18 protein-coding genes are annotated in these 17,910 nt (G+C 37.5%); 9 read left to right on the top strand and 9 right to left on the bottom strand.

The genetic code is table 11. From position 1 onward, the window contains the following. Positions 1–27: 27 nt before the first annotated feature. Together secG and tpiA are read right to left on the bottom strand one after the other, a co-directional pair. A complete protein-coding gene (secG, locus tag OZX61_RS10695) occupies positions 28–351 on the bottom strand; it encodes a preprotein translocase subunit SecG (RefSeq protein WP_195770900.1) in 324 nt (107 codons plus the stop codon). 20 nt (positions 352–371) lie between these two features. Beyond that, a complete protein-coding gene (gene tpiA, locus OZX61_RS10700; protein WP_277094770.1) occupies positions 372–1,166 on the bottom strand; it encodes a triose-phosphate isomerase in 795 nt (264 codons plus the stop codon). A 270-nt stretch (positions 1,167–1,436) separates the two neighbouring features. Between tpiA and pilB the strand changes: the two genes are divergently transcribed. The 4 genes from pilB to coaE are packed head-to-tail and all read left to right on the top strand — an operon-like array spanning position 1,437 to position 5,862. Next, the gene (gene pilB, locus OZX61_RS10705; RefSeq protein WP_277094771.1) at positions 1,437–3,155 is read left to right on the top strand and encodes a type IV-A pilus assembly ATPase PilB; all 1,719 of its coding nucleotides are present in this window, start codon (positions 1,437–1,439) and stop codon (positions 3,153–3,155) included. A gap of 22 nt (positions 3,156–3,177) precedes the next feature. After that, the gene (locus OZX61_RS10710) at positions 3,178–4,401 is read left to right on the top strand and encodes a type II secretion system F family protein (RefSeq protein WP_277094772.1); all 1,224 of its coding nucleotides are present in this window, start codon (positions 3,178–3,180) and stop codon (positions 4,399–4,401) included. After that, positions 4,401–5,258, top strand: coding sequence for an A24 family peptidase (locus tag OZX61_RS10715; protein ID WP_277094773.1), 858 nt, complete (start codon positions 4,401–4,403; stop codon positions 5,256–5,258). Before OZX61_RS10710 ends, OZX61_RS10715 begins: the two co-directional genes overlap by 1 nt. Before the next feature lies 1 nt (position 5,259). Further along, positions 5,260–5,862, top strand: coding sequence for a dephospho-CoA kinase (gene coaE / locus OZX61_RS10720; protein WP_195770895.1), 603 nt, complete (start codon positions 5,260–5,262; stop codon positions 5,860–5,862). Here the strand turns inward: coaE and rlmB are convergent. After that, positions 5,859–6,602, bottom strand: coding sequence for a 23S rRNA (guanosine(2251)-2'-O)-methyltransferase RlmB (gene rlmB, locus OZX61_RS10725; protein ID WP_277094774.1), 744 nt, complete (start codon positions 6,600–6,602; stop codon positions 5,859–5,861). The two genes, coaE and rlmB, sit on opposite strands and share 4 nt — an antisense overlap. Positions 6,603–6,711: 109 nt before the next feature. Next, entirely contained in the window at positions 6,712–7,035 is a 324-nt protein-coding gene (locus tag OZX61_RS10730) for a pyrimidine/purine nucleoside phosphorylase (RefSeq protein ID WP_195770893.1), read from the bottom strand. Positions 7,036–7,366: 331 nt separating this feature from the next. Here OZX61_RS10730 and recN point away from each other — a divergent pair, with 331 nt between their 5' ends. From recN to ruvX, 3 genes are all read left to right on the top strand, one after another. Continuing rightward, a complete protein-coding gene (gene recN, locus OZX61_RS10735; protein WP_195770892.1) occupies positions 7,367–9,028 on the top strand; it encodes a DNA repair protein RecN in 1,662 nt (553 codons plus the stop codon). A gap of 93 nt (positions 9,029–9,121) precedes the next feature. Next, the gene (locus OZX61_RS10740) at positions 9,122–9,676 is read left to right on the top strand and encodes a YqgE/AlgH family protein (protein WP_195771025.1); all 555 of its coding nucleotides are present in this window, start codon (positions 9,122–9,124) and stop codon (positions 9,674–9,676) included. Continuing rightward, positions 9,669–10,106: a Holliday junction resolvase RuvX gene (ruvX, locus tag OZX61_RS10745; protein ID WP_195770891.1), complete on the top strand. Its 438-nt coding sequence runs from the start codon at positions 9,669–9,671 to the stop codon at positions 10,104–10,106. Before OZX61_RS10740 ends, ruvX begins: the two co-directional genes overlap by 8 nt. 30 nt (positions 10,107–10,136) lie before the next feature. Here ruvX and OZX61_RS10750 read toward each other — a convergent pair whose 3' ends face one another. The 3 genes from OZX61_RS10750 to OZX61_RS10760 are packed head-to-tail and all read right to left on the bottom strand — an operon-like array spanning position 10,137 to position 13,448. After that, positions 10,137–11,138 (bottom strand): HlyD family secretion protein, encoded by a 1,002-nt coding sequence (locus OZX61_RS10750; protein WP_195770890.1) that lies wholly within the window; start codon positions 11,136–11,138, stop codon positions 10,137–10,139. Positions 11,139–11,160: 22 nt separating this feature from the next. After that, the gene (locus tag OZX61_RS10755) at positions 11,161–11,367 is read right to left on the bottom strand and encodes a DUF1656 domain-containing protein (protein ID WP_195770889.1); all 207 of its coding nucleotides are present in this window, start codon (positions 11,365–11,367) and stop codon (positions 11,161–11,163) included. Beyond that, entirely contained in the window at positions 11,364–13,448 is a 2,085-nt protein-coding gene (locus tag OZX61_RS10760) for an FUSC family protein (RefSeq protein WP_277094775.1), read from the bottom strand. The genes OZX61_RS10755 and OZX61_RS10760 overlap by 4 nt, the downstream gene beginning before the upstream one ends. 353 nt (positions 13,449–13,801) lie before the next feature. Here OZX61_RS10760 and OZX61_RS10765 point away from each other — a divergent pair, with 353 nt between their 5' ends. After that, complete coding sequence (locus OZX61_RS10765; protein ID WP_277094776.1) at positions 13,802–14,605, top strand: IclR family transcriptional regulator; 804 nt, start codon at positions 13,802–13,804, stop codon at positions 14,603–14,605. A gap of 114 nt (positions 14,606–14,719) precedes the next feature. Beyond that, the gene (gene ggt, locus OZX61_RS10770) at positions 14,720–16,441 is read left to right on the top strand and encodes a gamma-glutamyltransferase (protein ID WP_277094777.1); all 1,722 of its coding nucleotides are present in this window, start codon (positions 14,720–14,722) and stop codon (positions 16,439–16,441) included. Between the two features lie 114 nt (positions 16,442–16,555). Here ggt and OZX61_RS10775 read toward each other — a convergent pair whose 3' ends face one another. Together OZX61_RS10775 and pgsA are read right to left on the bottom strand one after the other, a co-directional pair. After that, positions 16,556–17,164 (bottom strand): alpha-ketoglutarate-dependent dioxygenase AlkB, encoded by a 609-nt coding sequence (locus OZX61_RS10775; RefSeq protein WP_277094778.1) that lies wholly within the window; start codon positions 17,162–17,164, stop codon positions 16,556–16,558. A 50-nt stretch (positions 17,165–17,214) separates the two neighbouring features. Continuing rightward, on the bottom strand, positions 17,215–17,805 hold the full coding sequence (pgsA, locus tag OZX61_RS10780) for a CDP-diacylglycerol--glycerol-3-phosphate 3-phosphatidyltransferase (protein WP_195770885.1): 591 nt from the start codon (positions 17,803–17,805) through the stop codon (positions 17,215–17,217). Between the last annotated feature and the right edge of the window lie 105 nt (positions 17,806–17,910).

Below are 17,910 nucleotides of genomic sequence, written 5' to 3' on the forward strand. Positions count from 1 at the left end.
AAAGAAAAGAAAAGTATTTCTAACAAATTAGTTCGCACTTTTTGTGGTGTTTGCTGAATTTGTAGCCGGTGCAGTTACTGGTGCCTGATGATCAGTCGTTAGACTATAAGCATCATTCGTTTGCTGTTTTGCAAAAATTGCAAGAGTTAAGCTGGTGACAAAAAATAACGCTGTAAGCACGCCTGTTAATCGAGTTAAAAAATTACCCGAGCCAGAAGCACCAAAAACCGTTGCCGCACCACCGCCACCAAATGACGCACCAGCATCTGCGCCTTTACCTTGTTGCACTAAAATTAGTGCAATCATAGAAACTGCCAATAAAACGTGAACTACGAGTACAAAAGTATGCATATAAAAAGGTTTCCCCTGCCCTATTTTGCTTGAGCAAAAGCTTGTGCAATTTTATAGAATGAATCTGCTTTTAAAGAAGCGCCACCAACAAGTGCACCATTAATATCTGCACATGCAGCAAGCTCTTCAGCATTTTCAGGTTTCACACTACCACCATATAAGATCGCAATCTTATCACCTGAAGACGTCAATTGTTTTAAACCTTCACGAATTTTTGCATGCATCGCTTGAGCATCATCAGCAGAGGCTGTTTTGCCTGTACCAATAGCCCAAATTGGTTCGTAAGCAATAACTATTTGTGATTGCCATTGTGTTTCATTTACAACAGATGCAATATCACAAATTTGCTGTAATACCACTTGTTCAGCGATACCCTGCTCGCGTTGTTCTAAACTTTCACCAACACAAAATACCGCAGTTAATCTTGCTTGAAGCGCATTCGTTAATTTTTTACGCAATACTTCTGTATCGTCACCTAACAATTCACGGCGTTCCGAATGTCCAATAAGTACATAATTAATCTGACTATCTTGAAGTAAAGTCGCACTCACTTCACCTGTAAAAGCACCCGTACCTTCAAAGCGAGAAACATCTTGTGCAACGGCATGTACTTTGCGTGAGTATGATGAAAAATCAGATTGTACTTTAGAAAGTGCAATAAATGTTGGCGCAATCGCAATATGGCATTGTTCTTCTGAAATTGATGCTTGCTGCAAGCATTGACCAAATTGCTCAGTCCACTCCTGAATACTTGATAATGTTGGGTTCATTTTCCAATTCCCAATCACCCAAGGTACAATTGTCGAAGCTGACATACACACACCTTTCTTTGTTTATAAAAAATAGAATGGACTTATTTTACACAGTTTTTAATACTTTGCGTTTTTTTTTGCTTTTTGCTACATTTATTGTGTTTTAAATAAAAGATTTTCAAGTAACCAGCACCTTTTTATTTTTTTGAAGTAAATTGCTTTTAACATACACATTAGTTGTGTACCTTTTTTTATCTTCTCCGTATAATAAAACGGTTAAGATTTAGGCATTTTTTATTTTACTGAATCATTTTATTTTAGGCATTACTTGTTATGGCACCTTCTTTAGTCACACCTCGGTTAACAGGTTTTGTTCGTCGACTCGTCGATGAAGGGCATTTTTCTGAAGAAAAAATGTTTGATGCTTTAGAAAAAGCAAAAAAAAACCAAGAAGATATTGTGGGGTATCTTGTTGAGAAATTAAATTTTTCTTCATTGATTCTTGCTGAAATAATTTCTAAAGAGTTTGGGGAACCTCTATTAGATCTTGCTACATACGATAAAACATTACTACCAAAAGGCTTAGTAGATACAAAACATATTCTTAAATATCGTATTGTACCACTGTTACAACGTGGTAATAACATTATCATTGCCATTAGCAATCCAACCAATCTTGAAGCGATAGATACGATTCGTCTAAACAGTAACTTACAACCAGAAATTGTAGTTGTAGAACACAATAAATTACTGAGTTTTATTCAAGAAAACTTTGACGAAAACGCACACTTTAATTTTGATGACGATGATCTTGATATCAGTATTGATGAAAACATGGATACTGATGGTGGGAATGCCGACGATGCTGATCAAGACAATGAAAATGAAGCACCTATTGTAAAATATATCAACAAATTATTGGTTGATGCAATTCGTATGGGCGCATCAGATTTACACTTCGAGCCTTATGAGAAAAGCTATCGTGTTCGATATCGTGTAGATGGGGTTCTTCGACAAATTGCAACTCCACCGTTACAACTTGCCAATCGTCTTTCAGCACGCTTGAAAGTCATGTCTCAGATGGACATTTCTGAGAAACGTGTACCACAAGATGGACGTATTAAGCTTAAACTCTCTAAAAACAAAGCTATCGATTTTCGTGTGAACTCACTACCAACACTGTTTGGTGAGAAAATTGTATTACGTATTCTAGACCCTTCAAGTGCAATGCTAGGTATTGATGCATTAGGTTATGATGAAGACCAAAAAGCATTGTTCTTAGATGCACTTCATCAACCTCAGGGAATGGTACTGATTACAGGTCCGACGGGTTCAGGTAAAACTGTTTCCTTATATACAGGCCTAAATATTTTAAATACTGAAGATTCAAATATTTCAACAGCTGAAGATCCTGTAGAAATTAACTTAGAAGGCATTAACCAAGTTAACGTCAACAATAAAGTTGGACTCAGCTTTGCGACAGCACTTAGATCTTTCTTACGTCAAGATCCAGACATTATCATGGTGGGTGAGATTCGTGACTTAGAAACAGCAGAGATCGCTATTAAAGCAGCTCAAACTGGTCATATGGTACTGTCAACCCTACATACCAATAGCGCACCAGAAACTCTCACGCGCCTAAGAAATATGGGTGTACCATCTTTCAATATTGCAACTTCTGTCAATTTGGTCATTGCACAACGTCTCGTTCGTAAACTTTGTCCATCGTGCAAGGCACCTATAGATATCCCTAAAAATAGCTTATTAGAAATGGGATTTACTGAACAAGATTTACAAGAAGATTTTACGATTTACCAACCTGTGGGTTGCTCTGAGTGTCGTGAAGGCTACAAAGGTCGTCTAGGTGTTTATGAAGTGATGAAAGTTACACCTGAAATTTCTAGACTAATTATGCAAGACGCAAATGCTATCCAAATAGCAGATGTTTCTGAAAAATTAGGTTTTAATAATTTAAGACGTTCAGGTCTTAAAAAAGTCATTCTTGGCTTAACATCATTACAAGAAGTACATCGCGTCACAAGTAGTACGTAATTTTTTTATTGGGGTTTAGACTGTGGCTAAAAAAGCAGATCAGATATTAAACTTTGCCTATACGGGCGCAGACCGTAAAGGACTTAAAGTTAAAGGGGAAATATCTTCGCGTAATATGGCACTTGCAAAAGTGACTTTACGCAAACAAGGTATTCAAGTTGCAACAATTCGACAAAAAAGAAAGAATATCCTTGAAGGTGTGATTAAAAAGAAAATCTCAACTCAAGATATTACGATTTTTACACGACAATTGGCAACCATGATGAAAGCAGGTGTACCATTAGTACAAAGCTTTGAAATCGTTGCAGGTGGTTTGGACAATCCTGCCATGCGAGATGTAGTATTAGGGATTAAATCTGAGGTTGAAGGCGGGAATACATTTACCCAAGCCCTAAGAAAGTATCCTCAGTATTTTGATAATCTCTTTTGTTCATTGGTTGAGTCTGGAGAGCAATCGGGTGCGCTAGAAACCATGCTTGACCGTGTTGCTGTTTATAAAGAAAAAAGTGAAATACTGAAGCAAAAGATTAAAAAGGCAATGAAATATCCTTTAACGGTTATTATTGTTGCACTTATTGTGACCATTATTTTGATGGTTAAAGTTGTACCAACTTTCCAAAGTATGTTTGCTTCTTTTGGTGCAGAGCTACCCGCCTTTACCCAAATGGTTGTAAACATGTCAAATTGGATGCAATCATATTGGTATATTCTCATTGGCATTATAGTGGTGAGCGTTGTTACCATACTTCAACTTCACAAACGTAGTTTAAAGTTTAGAAACTTCTTAGATAAACTTATTTTAAAACTACCAATTTTTGGTGATCTTGTTTATAAATCAATTATTGCACGTTATAGTCGTACACTTGCAACCACTTTTGCTGCAGGTGTTCCGCTGATTGAAGCACTTGAATCCACAGCACGTGCAACCAATAATGTAATCTACGAAGATGCAGTAATGCGTATACGTGATGACGTTGCTTCAGGTCAGCAACTCCAGTTTTCAATGCGTAATGCAGATCGTTTTCCAAGTATGGCCATACAAATGGTCGCGATTGGTGAAGAGTCTGGTGCATTAGATACTATGCTTGATAAAGTCGCCACATATTACGAAAGTGAAGTAGATAACGCAGTGGATGGCCTCACAGCAATGATGGAACCATTAATCATGGCAATTCTTGGTATCTTAGTTGGTGGACTTGTCGTTGCCATGTATTTACCAATTTTCAAAATGGGCTCCGTCATCTAATGCATGACATCTTAATTTTATTCCTCGAAAATCCAGCACTACTTTATGTAGTCGTTGGATTAGTTGGTCTGTGTGTAGGTAGTTTTTTAAATGTTGTTATCTTGCGCACACCAAAAATGATGGAACAAGAGTGGAAAGTAGAGTGTCAATCATTACTACACCCCGATCAACCTATCATTGACCATGAGAAATTGACACTCAACCACCCAGCCTCAACGTGTCCTCAATGTCATATGGGTATACGATGGTTCCATAATATTCCTCTCATTAGTTGGTTAGTTTTAAGAGGAAAATGTGCATCATGCAAACATCCCATTAGCATCAGATACCCTTTTATCGAAGTACTTACGGCGGTTACCTCTATAACAATTGCGATTGTATTTGGTGCCTCTGTACAAATGCTATTTGGTCTTGTATTTACATGGATTTTAATTACTTTAACTTTTATAGATTTTGATACTCAGCTACTCCCCGATCGATTTACTTTTTCTTTAATTGGTCTAGGGCTTGCTGCAAATAGTTACAGCATATTCACTACTCCAACAACAGCAATTTGGGGTACTCTCATTGGCTTCTTATGTTTATGGGTTGTTTATATTCTCTATAAACTCATTACAGGCAAAGAAGGCATGGGTTACGGCGACTTTAAACTTCTTGCAGCTTTAGGCGCATGGATGGGGCCAATGATGCTGCCGTTGATTATTTTACTATCTTCTGTGGTCGGTGTAATTATTGGACTCGTTGTCATTAAAGTCAAAAAGAATCAAGCATTTGCATTTGGGCCTTATATTGCAATCGCAGGTTGGATTGCTTTTATATGGGGATCTAAAATTATGGCAATATATTTAGGTCAATAGTATGTCTTTAGTCATTGGTTTAACTGGCGGAATAGGAAGTGGTAAGAGTACTGCCAGCCAATGGTTTGAGAAAAAAGGCATTGCTGTTGTAGATGCAGATATTGTTGCCCGAGAAATCGTTTTGCCAGGGCAACCTGCTCTAAAAGAAATTAAAGAAACTTTTGGTGAGTGGACTATCCAAAACGATGGCTATCTAAATCGTCAAGCTTTAAGGTCATATATCTTCCAACATGTAAAAGCACGCAAACAACTAGAAGAAATTACTCATCCTAAAATTAGAGCTTCTATCATTGAGCAATTAAATAGCACTCAATCCTCTTATAGCATTCTGGTTTCACCACTACTTTTTGAAACAGAACAACATTTACTTACAGATCGTACACTACTAATTGACTGCACAGAAGCAATTCAAATCTCACGAGCAGTACAAAGAGACCACCAATCTCTTGAACAAATCAAGAAAATTATTGCGGCACAAATGACAAGAATAGAAAAACAAAAACGCGCAGATGATATCGTACTCAATGAAACATCACCTGACGATCTATTTAGTCAACTTTGCCCACTACATGAGAAATATTTAGTACTCGCACATCAGGCTTAAGTACGTTGTTTAGATGCTTCATAAAGTGCCATACCTGTTGCTACACTTACATTCAAGCTTTGTAACTGACCAGACATCGGAATATATGCCGTTACATCGCACTGACTTTGTGTAATTGGTCTAAGCCCCGTATCTTCTGCACCCATCACAATTGCAACAGCACCAGTCAAATTACATTTTTCGAGTGGTTGTGCTTTTTCATCAAGCATTGTTCCAACAACGTGATAATAAAATTCTTCTTTAATATGTGCCAATGTTCTTGCAAGATTAGTTACTTGTATAAACTGAATTTTCTCGGCACCACCTGCTGCTACTTTTCGTGCAGTTGGCGTTAGACTTGCAGAGCGATCACGTGGAACTATCACTGCTTCAACACCCATCGCCGCAGCTGTACGAATACATGCACCCAAGTTATGCGGATCTGTAATTTGATCTAATGCCAATAATAAACTTTCTGGTTTCTTTGTTAATAATGCATCTAAATCTTTTTCATTTAAAACAGGATGTGGTCTCACGGCTGCAACTACACCTTGATGATAGGGTAAACCTGCAAGCTTTTCTAAGGTATCACGGCTTGCTTTTTGTACACTCACCCCAAATGGATCAGCCAATGATAAAATGTGTTTTAAACGTTGATCATCACGCCCCTTCAATGTAAATAGTGTCAGTACACGCTCTGGTTCAATTTCCAATAACGACTCTACTGAATGTACACCATAATAATATTCTGGTTTTGCCATGAATTTATAACCCTTAAAACACTAGAAAAAAATAAAATCCTGTTCAGTGAAACAAAACAGGATTTCTAACAGACTGTAGACTATTTTAGCTGATATTAATTAGATTTACCTAACCTTCTAAGTGACAAACATAATCAAGAACTTCTTGTGCTTGTATCTTAAACATGCTCTCTCCTGGCACATAAAATGACTGACCTGCTCTAAAAAGCTCTGCCTCTTCACTTTCCCCCATCCAAACGCGACACTCACCCGAGATGATTTCCATTCGTTCAGGCACATGTGCTTCAAATGTAAGTACTTGATCGCTAGGTAAGATCACACCCAATGTTTTTTTAGTACCATTTTCAAACTGGACTGTATGACTGACACATTGTCCATCGAAATAAACATTAGATTTTTTTACAACAGAAACATGATCAAACTGCGTCGACATGTATATATTCTCCACTTTATTTTACTGAGCCAGAAAAAATGTATGCATTGCGATTACCCAATGTTAACAATATTGGTTTTCTATAAAATGCTATCATTTCGTGCTATATCATTTTTATATTATTTGTATCCACAACCTATTATTATCAGAGGCATGGAAAATATAAGTATAATCATGATATATCAGATGCTATAAATCAACGGTTATCTTTGCTTAAAAGAGTGTTGGTCAATACAAGTTTTATGTATCATCTTTCTTCAAGATGAAATTTTGATGACATGTAATCATCAATCAATCTTAAGATAATACTTCGCACAATTTGGATGCGTTTATGCTCACTCATTTAACACTTATAAACTTTGCCCTTGCAGACCATCTTGCATTGGATATTCCACCAGGTTTTAATGTTTTAACCGGTGAGACTGGCGCAGGAAAATCTCTTCTACTCGATGCACTTTCTGCATGTTTAGGCGAGCGTACCGACAGTAATTTGGTTCGATTTGGATCAGATAAAGCAGATGTGACTGCAATCTTTAGCTATCATGCAAACTCGCCAGAAGCACACTGGTTAAACCAACGTGAATTAACTGACGATTCTGGAGAAATCCATTTACGTCGGGTCATTTTTACGACAGGACGTAGCAAAGCATGGATTAATGGCAGACCTAGCAATCTCACAGAGCTTAGAGAACTCGGCCGCATTATTGTTCAGTTATATAGTCAACATAGTCAACAGCAGCTATTAGAACCACCGTATCCACGCCAATGGTTAGATCGCTACAGCAACTTTAATACCACGGCACAACAAGTTAGACATGCTCATCAAGAGTGGCAAAAGAATATTCGATTACATACTGAAGCCGTCAATGCACAAGCAACAAGAGCTCAACGTATCCAATTATTAGAACTACAACTTGAAGAAATAGAACAAATTTCTCAATATAACTATGTAGAGATTGAACAAGAATTTGACCGTCTCAGTCATCATGAAACAATCATGCAAGATTGTAGTTACAGTTTAAATGTACTGGATGAGGATGAACAAAATATAACGCAAGAACTGGCAAATATTTTAAGAAAACTTGAAACTCATGCTGGTCGTAGTGAACAATTAACAGAAATATATAGCTCGCTATTAAATGCACAAAGTGAGTTAAGCGATGCTACTTCCAACTTACGTCAATTTATTGATCGTCAGAGTTTTGATCCTGAGCGCATGGAACAATTAAATCAGGAGCTTGAAGTTTTTCATCGTCTTTCTCGTAAATATCGTATCCCACCAGAAGAATTAATACTGCAGAACAATATTTGGCAAAAAGAATTAGAGGAACTACAACAATTAGAAGATCCTGAATCGTTGGCACTACAAGTAAATGAAAGCTATCAAACATTTATAAATACAGCAAACCAATTGGACAAGATGCGTAAAGACGCAGCTAAACCACTGGCAAAGCAACTGACAGAGCAAGTAAAGTCTCTTGCATTACCAGAAGCATTATTTGAATTTAAGTTCGATGCGCTCGAGCACCCTACTGCCGAAGGATTAAGTACAATTCAACTGCTTTTTACGGCAAATAAAGGTATTCCCCCTCAACCACTCGCAAAAATTGCTTCAGGTGGTGAATTGTCACGTATTGCATTGGTCATGCAAGTTATGAATGCCGAAAAAACCGAAGCTGAAATGATTGTTTTTGACGAAATTGATGTAGGTATTAGTGGAGGGACTGCGGAAATTGTGGGCCGCCTACTATCTGGCTTAGCCAAGCATGTACAAGTTCTATGTATTACACATCAAGCGCAAGTGGCAGCACAGTCTGACCATCATTTACTGGTACAAAAACAACAAACTGACCCCGCCAGTAGTCGCATTTTCCCTCTCACAGAAGAACAGCGCATACAGGAAATTGCACGCATGACTGGCGGTATTGAAATTAATCAAACGACCCTAGAACATGCAAAGCAGTTAAGAGAACTAAAGTTTCAAATGAAATAAATCATATTACTTTGTTTGGAGAATAGGACAAAGTCTTGTATGTTAAAATATAAACTTCGTCCTATAGACCTGATTTTGGGGAGAATACAATCGGTGGCAAAACAATACCTAACTCATCGCTGTTTAATTTCACCTCCTGAAACGACAGATCTCTTTTTCACCAATACACTCATTTATATCGTTCGACATGATAGTGAAGGTGCACAGGGAATTATTATTAATAGGCCGACAGATATTGAAGTAAAAGAGCTACTTCACGATCTAGAAATTAATGCAGACCATGTGAACCCACATGCAGTTTTACAAGGTGGTCCATTGCGTCCTGAAGCAGGGTTTGTTTTACATACAGGACAACCTACATGGCACTCTTCAATTGCCATTAGTGAAAATGTATGTATTACCACAAGTAAAGATATTTTAGATGCGATTGCTCATAATGAGGGCGTTGGTCGCTATCAAATTGCTTTAGGCTATGCCAGTTGGAGTAAAGGACAACTTGAAGAAGAAATTGCACATGGCGACTGGCTTATTTGCGATGCAGATATGGATCTGATTTTTAACCTTCCATACCATGATCGCTGGGATGCAGCGTATAAAAAAATTGGAATTGACCCTAACCGCTTAGTTACAGAGATTGGCCATGCCTGAACAACCTAAAATGATTATGGCTTTTGATTTTGGTACACAGAAAATGGGGATTGCTGTAGGTCAGCAAGCAATAGCTTCAGTAAATCCTCTACCCTTATTCCCAATGAAAGATGGTATTCCACAATGGGACCAATTACTAAAAATTGTTAAAACATGGCAACCAGATATTTTTCTGGTTGGACTCCCTTTAAATATGGATGACACTGAGTCAGATTTATCTCTTCGCGCTCGCAAATTCGCACGTCGCTTACGTCATCAAACAAACATTGAAACATGGATGGTAGATGAACGTTTGACTACCCGAGAAGCAAGAGAAGATTTAGCTCACTATCAACAACAAGGTCGTGGCAAATCAATTGCTGCTGACAGTCTTGCTGCATCTCTTTTTATTGAGAGTTGGTATCATACGCCATACGGTGTAAAACCATAAAAAATGCTCGGAATCCCGAGCATCTCAACGTTAAGAACCCACTATCCTTACAGTCGCGGTACGACCTGCCATAAAAGCCATCTGATTTACAGGGTCTTCGTCAAGTACAATTTTAACAGGAACACGTTGTGCCAATCTAACCCATGTAAATGTCGGATTCACATTTGCCAGTAAAGATGAACTGGTTGCACGCTCACGATCATCAATGCCTGATGCAATTCCTTGAACATGCCCTTTTAATCGATGATTATCACCCATTAGCTCAATGGTTGCTTTATCTCCAATATGAATACGATTAAGCTTAGTTTCTTCAAAATATCCCACAACATACAATTGTTTTCTATCTACCATTGCGGCCACTGCTTGGCCTGTTTTCACATAATCACCTACACGCATACTAAAATTTGTTAGCGTACCATCTGCTGGTGCAAGAACTTCTGAGCGTTGTAAATTTAACTGTGCAAGATTTAAGTTACTTTGTGCAACTTCAATTAATGCATGCTGTTGCTTAATGTTTGCTTCTGCCTGTTCAATACCTGCTTGCAATTGCTGATGTTCGGCATGTGCTTGATCACGTGTAGCAATCACTTGATCTTGATCTTTTTTAGAAATAGCCCCTTCCATAAGATCTGCATAACGTGCGGCATTACGATCTGCTAAACGCGTGTCCACACCCGATTTAATTAAATTTGCTTTCGCTTGTGCGAGACTGGCCTCACCCTGAGCAAGACCTGCTTTCGCTTTAGCTAAGTCAGATTTTGCTTGCTCTACATCAAGTAGTTGTCTGGCTGTATCAATTTTAAATAGAACTTGTCCTTTCTTAACGCTTTCATTGTCTTGCACAAGTACTTCTGTAACCAATCCAGAAACATCCGAGGAGACTTGCATGACATCACCTCGTACACGACCATCACGTGTCCAAGGTTCTGCATTATAGTAGTCCCATAAGTGCAACACCGTAAAAACAGCGATCACAACCATCACAATAATAACAATGGGTCGGACAACTTTTCGTACATCAAAAGAACTCATTTTTTTAACCTTAATTTATGAATTACACAATAAAGTAGACAAATATTTGATGAATAACCAAAAGACATACCAGATAAAGACAAAGGTTAAATACACCAGAAAATGCAATCCAGCCATTTTGTATTTGTCGATCAGTCACCTTTCTCACACAGACAAATAGAAGATAGGCTAAAATCGCTTGGATAAGAAAACTAGGGACAAACACCCCATAAATGTCAAAATCGCTCATGCTATCGCTCCGCCAACATGAATATGATTGGATGCATCTGCATGTAAAATACTACTTCGAATATTATTCAAACTACTTTTTAATCTCTGTTTTAATTGAAGCTCTTGATTCTGATTAACCAAATTCTCCACATCTTGTAACTGTGTCATCAGTTTTTGCTGAGTTTCATGACTCAGACTCAGCTTCTCTTCAAGCTCTCTAAATGTGTCATCTAGTATTTGCTGTAGTTCACCTAAAGCATGATGTAGTTGAGGTGCCAATGTATTTGAACTGGCCAATTCATCTAATCGCGCAAACTCTACAACAGCACTTGTTTCAATGAGTGCAGCATTCATTGCCATTTTTAATTGATCAGATTGAACCATTTTTGTATTTAAGATACCTATCCGATCCATCATACTGCGTAAATGAATTCTAAACTTCGTACCATATGGCAAATAAAGTGCCTCACGCATGGCTTTATAATGTCTAGTAAGAATTCGACTGGCTGTTTTTTCTGGAGACATTGCACGAATAAAATAGATTGAAATCAAAGCGCACAATACGCCTAAAATCATTCCAAACGACCCTTCTAAAAATGCAACTGCATCCATTGCATAACGGTTTTGTAAATTCATTGCCATCACACTTGTCACACCTAAAACTAGCCCTAAAGCCATTAGACTTGGTGTAGGAATAAGCAAAGCACAAACAATAAGTGTTGGGGCTAAGACAACTGCCAATTCCCAAAACTCGGTGATATTTGGAAAAATTCCAAATGCATAAATAAATACAATTACAGATGAGACCACACTTCCCCACAAAAAGATTTTTAGTGCAGGTATTGGATTATCTATTGCCGTTAAAATACATGCGCATACTGCTGCCATCTGTGCCAGCATATAGCCTGCTTTCCACCCACTCAGTATCCATATAGATATACCCAGTAATGTACTTAAAGCAGCGGCTAACCCACCACGAATAGCTACGCCGTGGTCCCGATGTAAACTCGGATATTTGGTTGTTAAAGGAATAATATTTTCTGGAAATTTCTTTCGACCTTGCTGAATCTGTTGCCAAATGAATTTCACAATGCGTACATTTTGAATATAGTGACGGACATCCATTTTGAAGCTGTATAAGATCGTTTCTTGCTCAGGCGACATATTCAACATCAGCTTGTCAAACTTCTCCTCAAAATCTGCTGGAAGTTCCAGTAAATTATTTTCATTACATTGATCTTTAGTACGTAAGAAACTCAGAACAGACTCATCAATTTGATTGAGTGTGTGTGTAAAGTCATTATCATGAAGGTCTAATTGCTTGAGTCTTTCAGACATTGAAACTAAATTTGCCACAGCCATTGAGAGCTGATGAAGCATTTCTTGTAAAGGTTTAGTCATCCCTTTAAGTTGTGATTTTTCATACCATAAATGGACAGCCATAGTATGAATTTCACTCATATCTCGTGTGACTGTGGCCAATGCCTGCGTATAATTTTGTTTTTCAATCTCATTTTTTAAAATATGAGAAAATAGCTCTTCAATACTCACTAAATTTTTATTTACACGCTGTTGAATAACAGGACCTATATGCATAGGAAAAATAACTGCAGAAACGACAGCAGTACAAATTACAGCAATTCCTATCTCTAGAAATCGTGCAAGAGCAATGTCAAAAATATTATGAGTATCAATATTATTAATTGAATTAAACACAATCATGGCCACGGTATAGCCTGAGAGCATGAGCATATAGCTTCGTGGTGTACGATCTAAAAGCGATATATACAGACAAAAGCCCACCCAGCCTGCAATAATTATTGAAAATAGCCAAGGCGTATTAATTAAACCTGGCATTAAAATAATAGCAATAACTGCCCCAATTGCCGTACCAGCCAAGCGATACAGTGCCTTAGAAGACACCATGCCAGAAAAGGGATTAGATACAATAATAACTGTACCAATTGACCACATCGGATTGAGTAAATCGAGATCAAATGAAATATATAACGCAAGCATGGCTGCAATGTAGGTTTTAATTGCAAAAATTAAATCGAGCTTACTTGGACGAAATGCCAAAAGTTGTTTAATTAATTGCATACCTTACCTCTATAGCGCGCATTCTTTAAATCTCTATCTATTTTCCATAGTGAATTTTTACCTAAGGCATAAATGCGCTAAGTACCCAACTGACAAATGTGTAAATTTAATCGTATAGAAGGTCGTATAAAGTGGTTTTTATACACCTTATTTATTCAGGCAACAGTATATTGCACTGTCTTGATTCGATATTTATGCTGACAATTTTTCCAAAAAAAAACACAATAGTCAATTAAAATATCTTATTATGATAATATACAACTTTTACTATCTTGGAGAATTGAGAATTTTATGTTAAAAGCATTTTCTTTAGGGTTGAAATATCATTTTTTATTTTAGGAATAGCACGTATTATGGCTATTACAAGTTTTGGGAAAATCTTAACGGTACTGGATCTTTTTTCAGTATCTCGCCATGTCATTAATGTAGATATTATTAGTGAGGAGCTTGGCCTATCTCGTCCAACAAGCTATCGCTACTTAAAGGAGCTTGTTTCTGCAGATTTGTTACAGCGCCTGAGTGGAACATCGGGTGATTACACCCTTGGGCCAAAAATTGCAGTCCTTGATTATGTTTCTCGTACAACAGATCCACTCGTACAAATCAGTATTCCTTTTATGAAAGAAATTGCTGAACGGACTGAGTTAAACTGCCTACTAACATTTCTAAATCATGACTATTGTATCGATTTACATGGTGAATCATTTAAAGGCAATATGGTCTTATCGTATGGTCGTGGAAGCCCAAGACCTGCTTATGTAGGCTCATCTCCTAAGATTATTATTTCCCATTTAAATAAACAGGGACTTCAGTCTTTCTACGAACGACATACTAAAGAACTGTCGAATGTAGATTTTGCAAAAGATGAAGCAACTTTCTTACAGCGTCTAAAGAAAATTAAAAAACAAGGCTATTATTTTTCTCAAGGTGAAATTCACCCAGACTATTCAGGCCTTGCTGTCCCTGTGCGCTACTCTACTAAACTGGCTCCTGTTGCACTCACCATTGTAGGTTCTAAAAATCGATTTGAATTTGTAAATATTCAGAAACTGATTTCAATGCTACAAGAAAATGCGGCAGAAATTGAAAAGAAGTACCAATACCTTGTTGCACAAGTAGAGTCTGAACATCAGGCGCATATAGTTGAAAAGATTTAAATAAACTACTATGGAGGTGAATGTTAATTTACCTCCACTTATATAAATGTACTCCAATCGTGGTACATTTCTTGCTTATCTAAAAGTGAAATAATAAGCAAGAGTCGTAAAGATATGAGTAGCCAAATTCATTCAACACAGCAAGAAAATAATAAAATGGATGATTCCATATCTGGAAAATATTGCGCGACAGCATCTGCAAGTCAAAATCCTATTTTAACCAATGCGGCTGTGACTACACCTCATTATCTCGCGACACAAGCCGCCATTGAAATACTACAACAAGGTGGAAATGCGATTGATGCTGCAATTGCTGCATCCGCTACACTTGCTGTTGTTTATCCACACATGAACTCCATTGGTGGGGATAACTTTTGGCTGATTTACAATGCTAAAAATAAAACAGTCAATGCAATTAATGCCAGTGGTCGTTCAGGTGAAAAGGCAACCATTGATTTTTATAAATCTAGAGGATTTGATAAAATACCAAGTCGAGGATATTTAGCAGCCAATACCGTTCCAGGTGTAGTTTCTGGTTGGGATTTAGCCCATCATTATGCAAAAGAACAATTTTCTAATACGGGTTTAGATTGGAAAAACCTCTTTCAAAAGCCTATCTTATATGCCGAAAAAGGCTGTGCAGTTACCCCCTCTTTTGCCAAATGGCTAACCATTAATACATCATCTCATGATCTGTCAGCACGCTATTTACAGCGCTTTAATAGCTTTAAAAAGACTTACCTCAAACCAAATGGTGACTGTTACCAAATCGGTGAAGTATTTAAACAGCCAGATTTAGCTAAAACACTTCAAACCATTGCCAATGAAGGTGCACAGGCTTTTTATAGTGGTAGTATTGCCCAAAAGATTATTGCCGACTTGTCTGAAAATGACGGCGTACTCACACTCAATGATTTTAAAGCACATGAAGCCAATTGGGTCGATCCCATTTCGGTTCCTTATCGGCAATACACTGCTTATAATTTACCACCCAACACCCAAGGAATGACTTCTCTAGAGGTATTAAACATACTCAATCAGTTTAATCTAAAAGACACCCCTGAAGGTTCAGCCGATTATTATCATTTAATTGTTGAAGCCACCAAAGAAGCATTTATTGATCGAGATTTATATTTAACAGATCCTGAATTTTCAGATATCCCTGTAGAAAAACTACTCTCCGAAAGCCATGCACAAAAGCAGGCTAAACGTATTTGCATGGATACTTCTGCCAAAAATCAATCTGCTTTAGACCCGCATGGAGATACGATTTGGTTAGGCATTGTCGATGAAGACGGCAATAGTGTATCTCTTATACAAAGCATTTATCATGATTTTGGTTCTGCAATTGTGCCAGAAGGAACTGGGGTCTTACTTCAAAATAGAGGTAGCTTCTTTTCTTTAGATCAAGCACATATTAATTGTTTACACCCTAAAAAACGCACATTCCATACCTTAAATGCAGCAATGCTATTAGATGAACACCATAGACCGACACTGATTTACGGTACTATGGGAGGCGAAGGCCAACCCCAAACACAAGCTGCAATTGCAACACGTGTTGTTGACTATCATATGACTGTACAAGAAGCAGTTGCTGCTCCCCGCTGGTTATATGGGCGGACATGGGGAATGGCTTCAAATAACTTAAAACTAGAAAATCGAATTTCTGCCGAAATTATTCAGACACTTGAAAAACGTGGCCATCTTACAGAAATCGTAGAGGGTTATACCGACTTAATGGGTCACGCAGGTGCAATTTCAGTTAATTATGAATTAGGCATCTTAAGTGCAGCAACTGACCCAAGAAGTGATGGACTTGCAAGTGGGTATTAGTAGATTTGTATTGACAAAGAGATGTATGTTTAATCATCTCTTTGTTTAAGGAAATAAATCTTTCAGACCACTTTATCAAGGTTAAAATAAAAATCTTGGCTCACCTTTAAAACCTTAATATTGAAAGTTTCTGAAGGTCAAATTAATTCGTGGCGATAAGATACTGTTCATTTTAGGTAATGAATGCAACCAAAATTGTTGTGTCTTTCCTTTCATAACAATGAGCTGCCCTGAATATAAGTTGATATCGACATATTCACCCGTAAATCTATGTTTAAATTTAAATTTACGAGTTACACCAAAACTTAAAGATGCAATGATAGGATGACTTCCTAGAAACCGATCTGCATCACTATGCCAACCCATCCCTTGACTTCCATCCATATACAAATTGGCCAAACAAGAGTTAAATGACGTATTTAATACGGTTTCAACTCTTTGTTTTACCCTTAAAAGAAATGAGTCCCATACTTCTGCACTGTGTTTAAAACCAGAATAGATATAGTCGGCCGTTTGGTCTGCGTACCATGCATATTTTCTTCCAGTTACATAGTGCTTTCCATGGATATATGCCTGATCATTCTTCCAATTTAAGTGTTTTAAAAGATAATCAAAACTTTTATTTGACTCTATAGATGTGCAAATAAGACCATAATCCTCTACATGACCATCGTAAGGTAAAAGGTTTTGGCATGGTTCAGGCATAAATAAGTCTAAATTCATATTACCTCATACTCATAAAAAAGCCTCTATAACAGAGGCTTTTTCAAATATTATGGTTGTTTTAGAAATGGCCATGCTGCCCTTAAATAAATCACCATAGACCATAGGGTTAGAATAACTGCTGTATACAATAATAAATATGCCAAAATGTCTAAGGGTTGCCAATTCAACAAAAAGACACTAATCGCAATCATTTGAAATGCAGTTTTGTATTTACCCACTGTAGATACCGCAACATTTGTTCTTGCACCGAGTTCTGCCATCCACTCTCGTAAAGCAGATACCGTAATTTCACGAGAAATAATTACTATCGCTGCAAAAGCCATCGTAATAGATGGCCTCCACTGAACCAGTACAACCAATGCAGCAGCAACCATTAATTTATCCGCAACCGGATCTAAAAATCGTCCAAATGCCGATGTCTGATTCAGTACTCTGGCCAAATAGCCATCGAACCAATCTGTCACCGCTGCAAGAAGAAATATAGAAGTTAATAACGTATGACGAAATAATATTGTTTCATTTACACCACTTACACCAACCACAGGTGGCCAATATGCAATCACCAAGAAGACAGGGATTAATACAATCCTTGCAATCGTCAAGATATTTGGAATATTCAGGATCCGCCCTGTGCTCATATACACCCGCCAATTTACTCTAGCTGATTATGCTCAACATACGTCGTGTCAAAGACATTATTATTTTACTGAAACATCTTGTCACTTTATACGAATTGACGTTTT

Source organism: Acinetobacter sp. ESL0695, from assembly GCF_029392135.1.
GTDB classification, from domain to species: Bacteria; Pseudomonadota; Gammaproteobacteria; order Pseudomonadales; family Moraxellaceae; genus Acinetobacter; species Acinetobacter pollinis.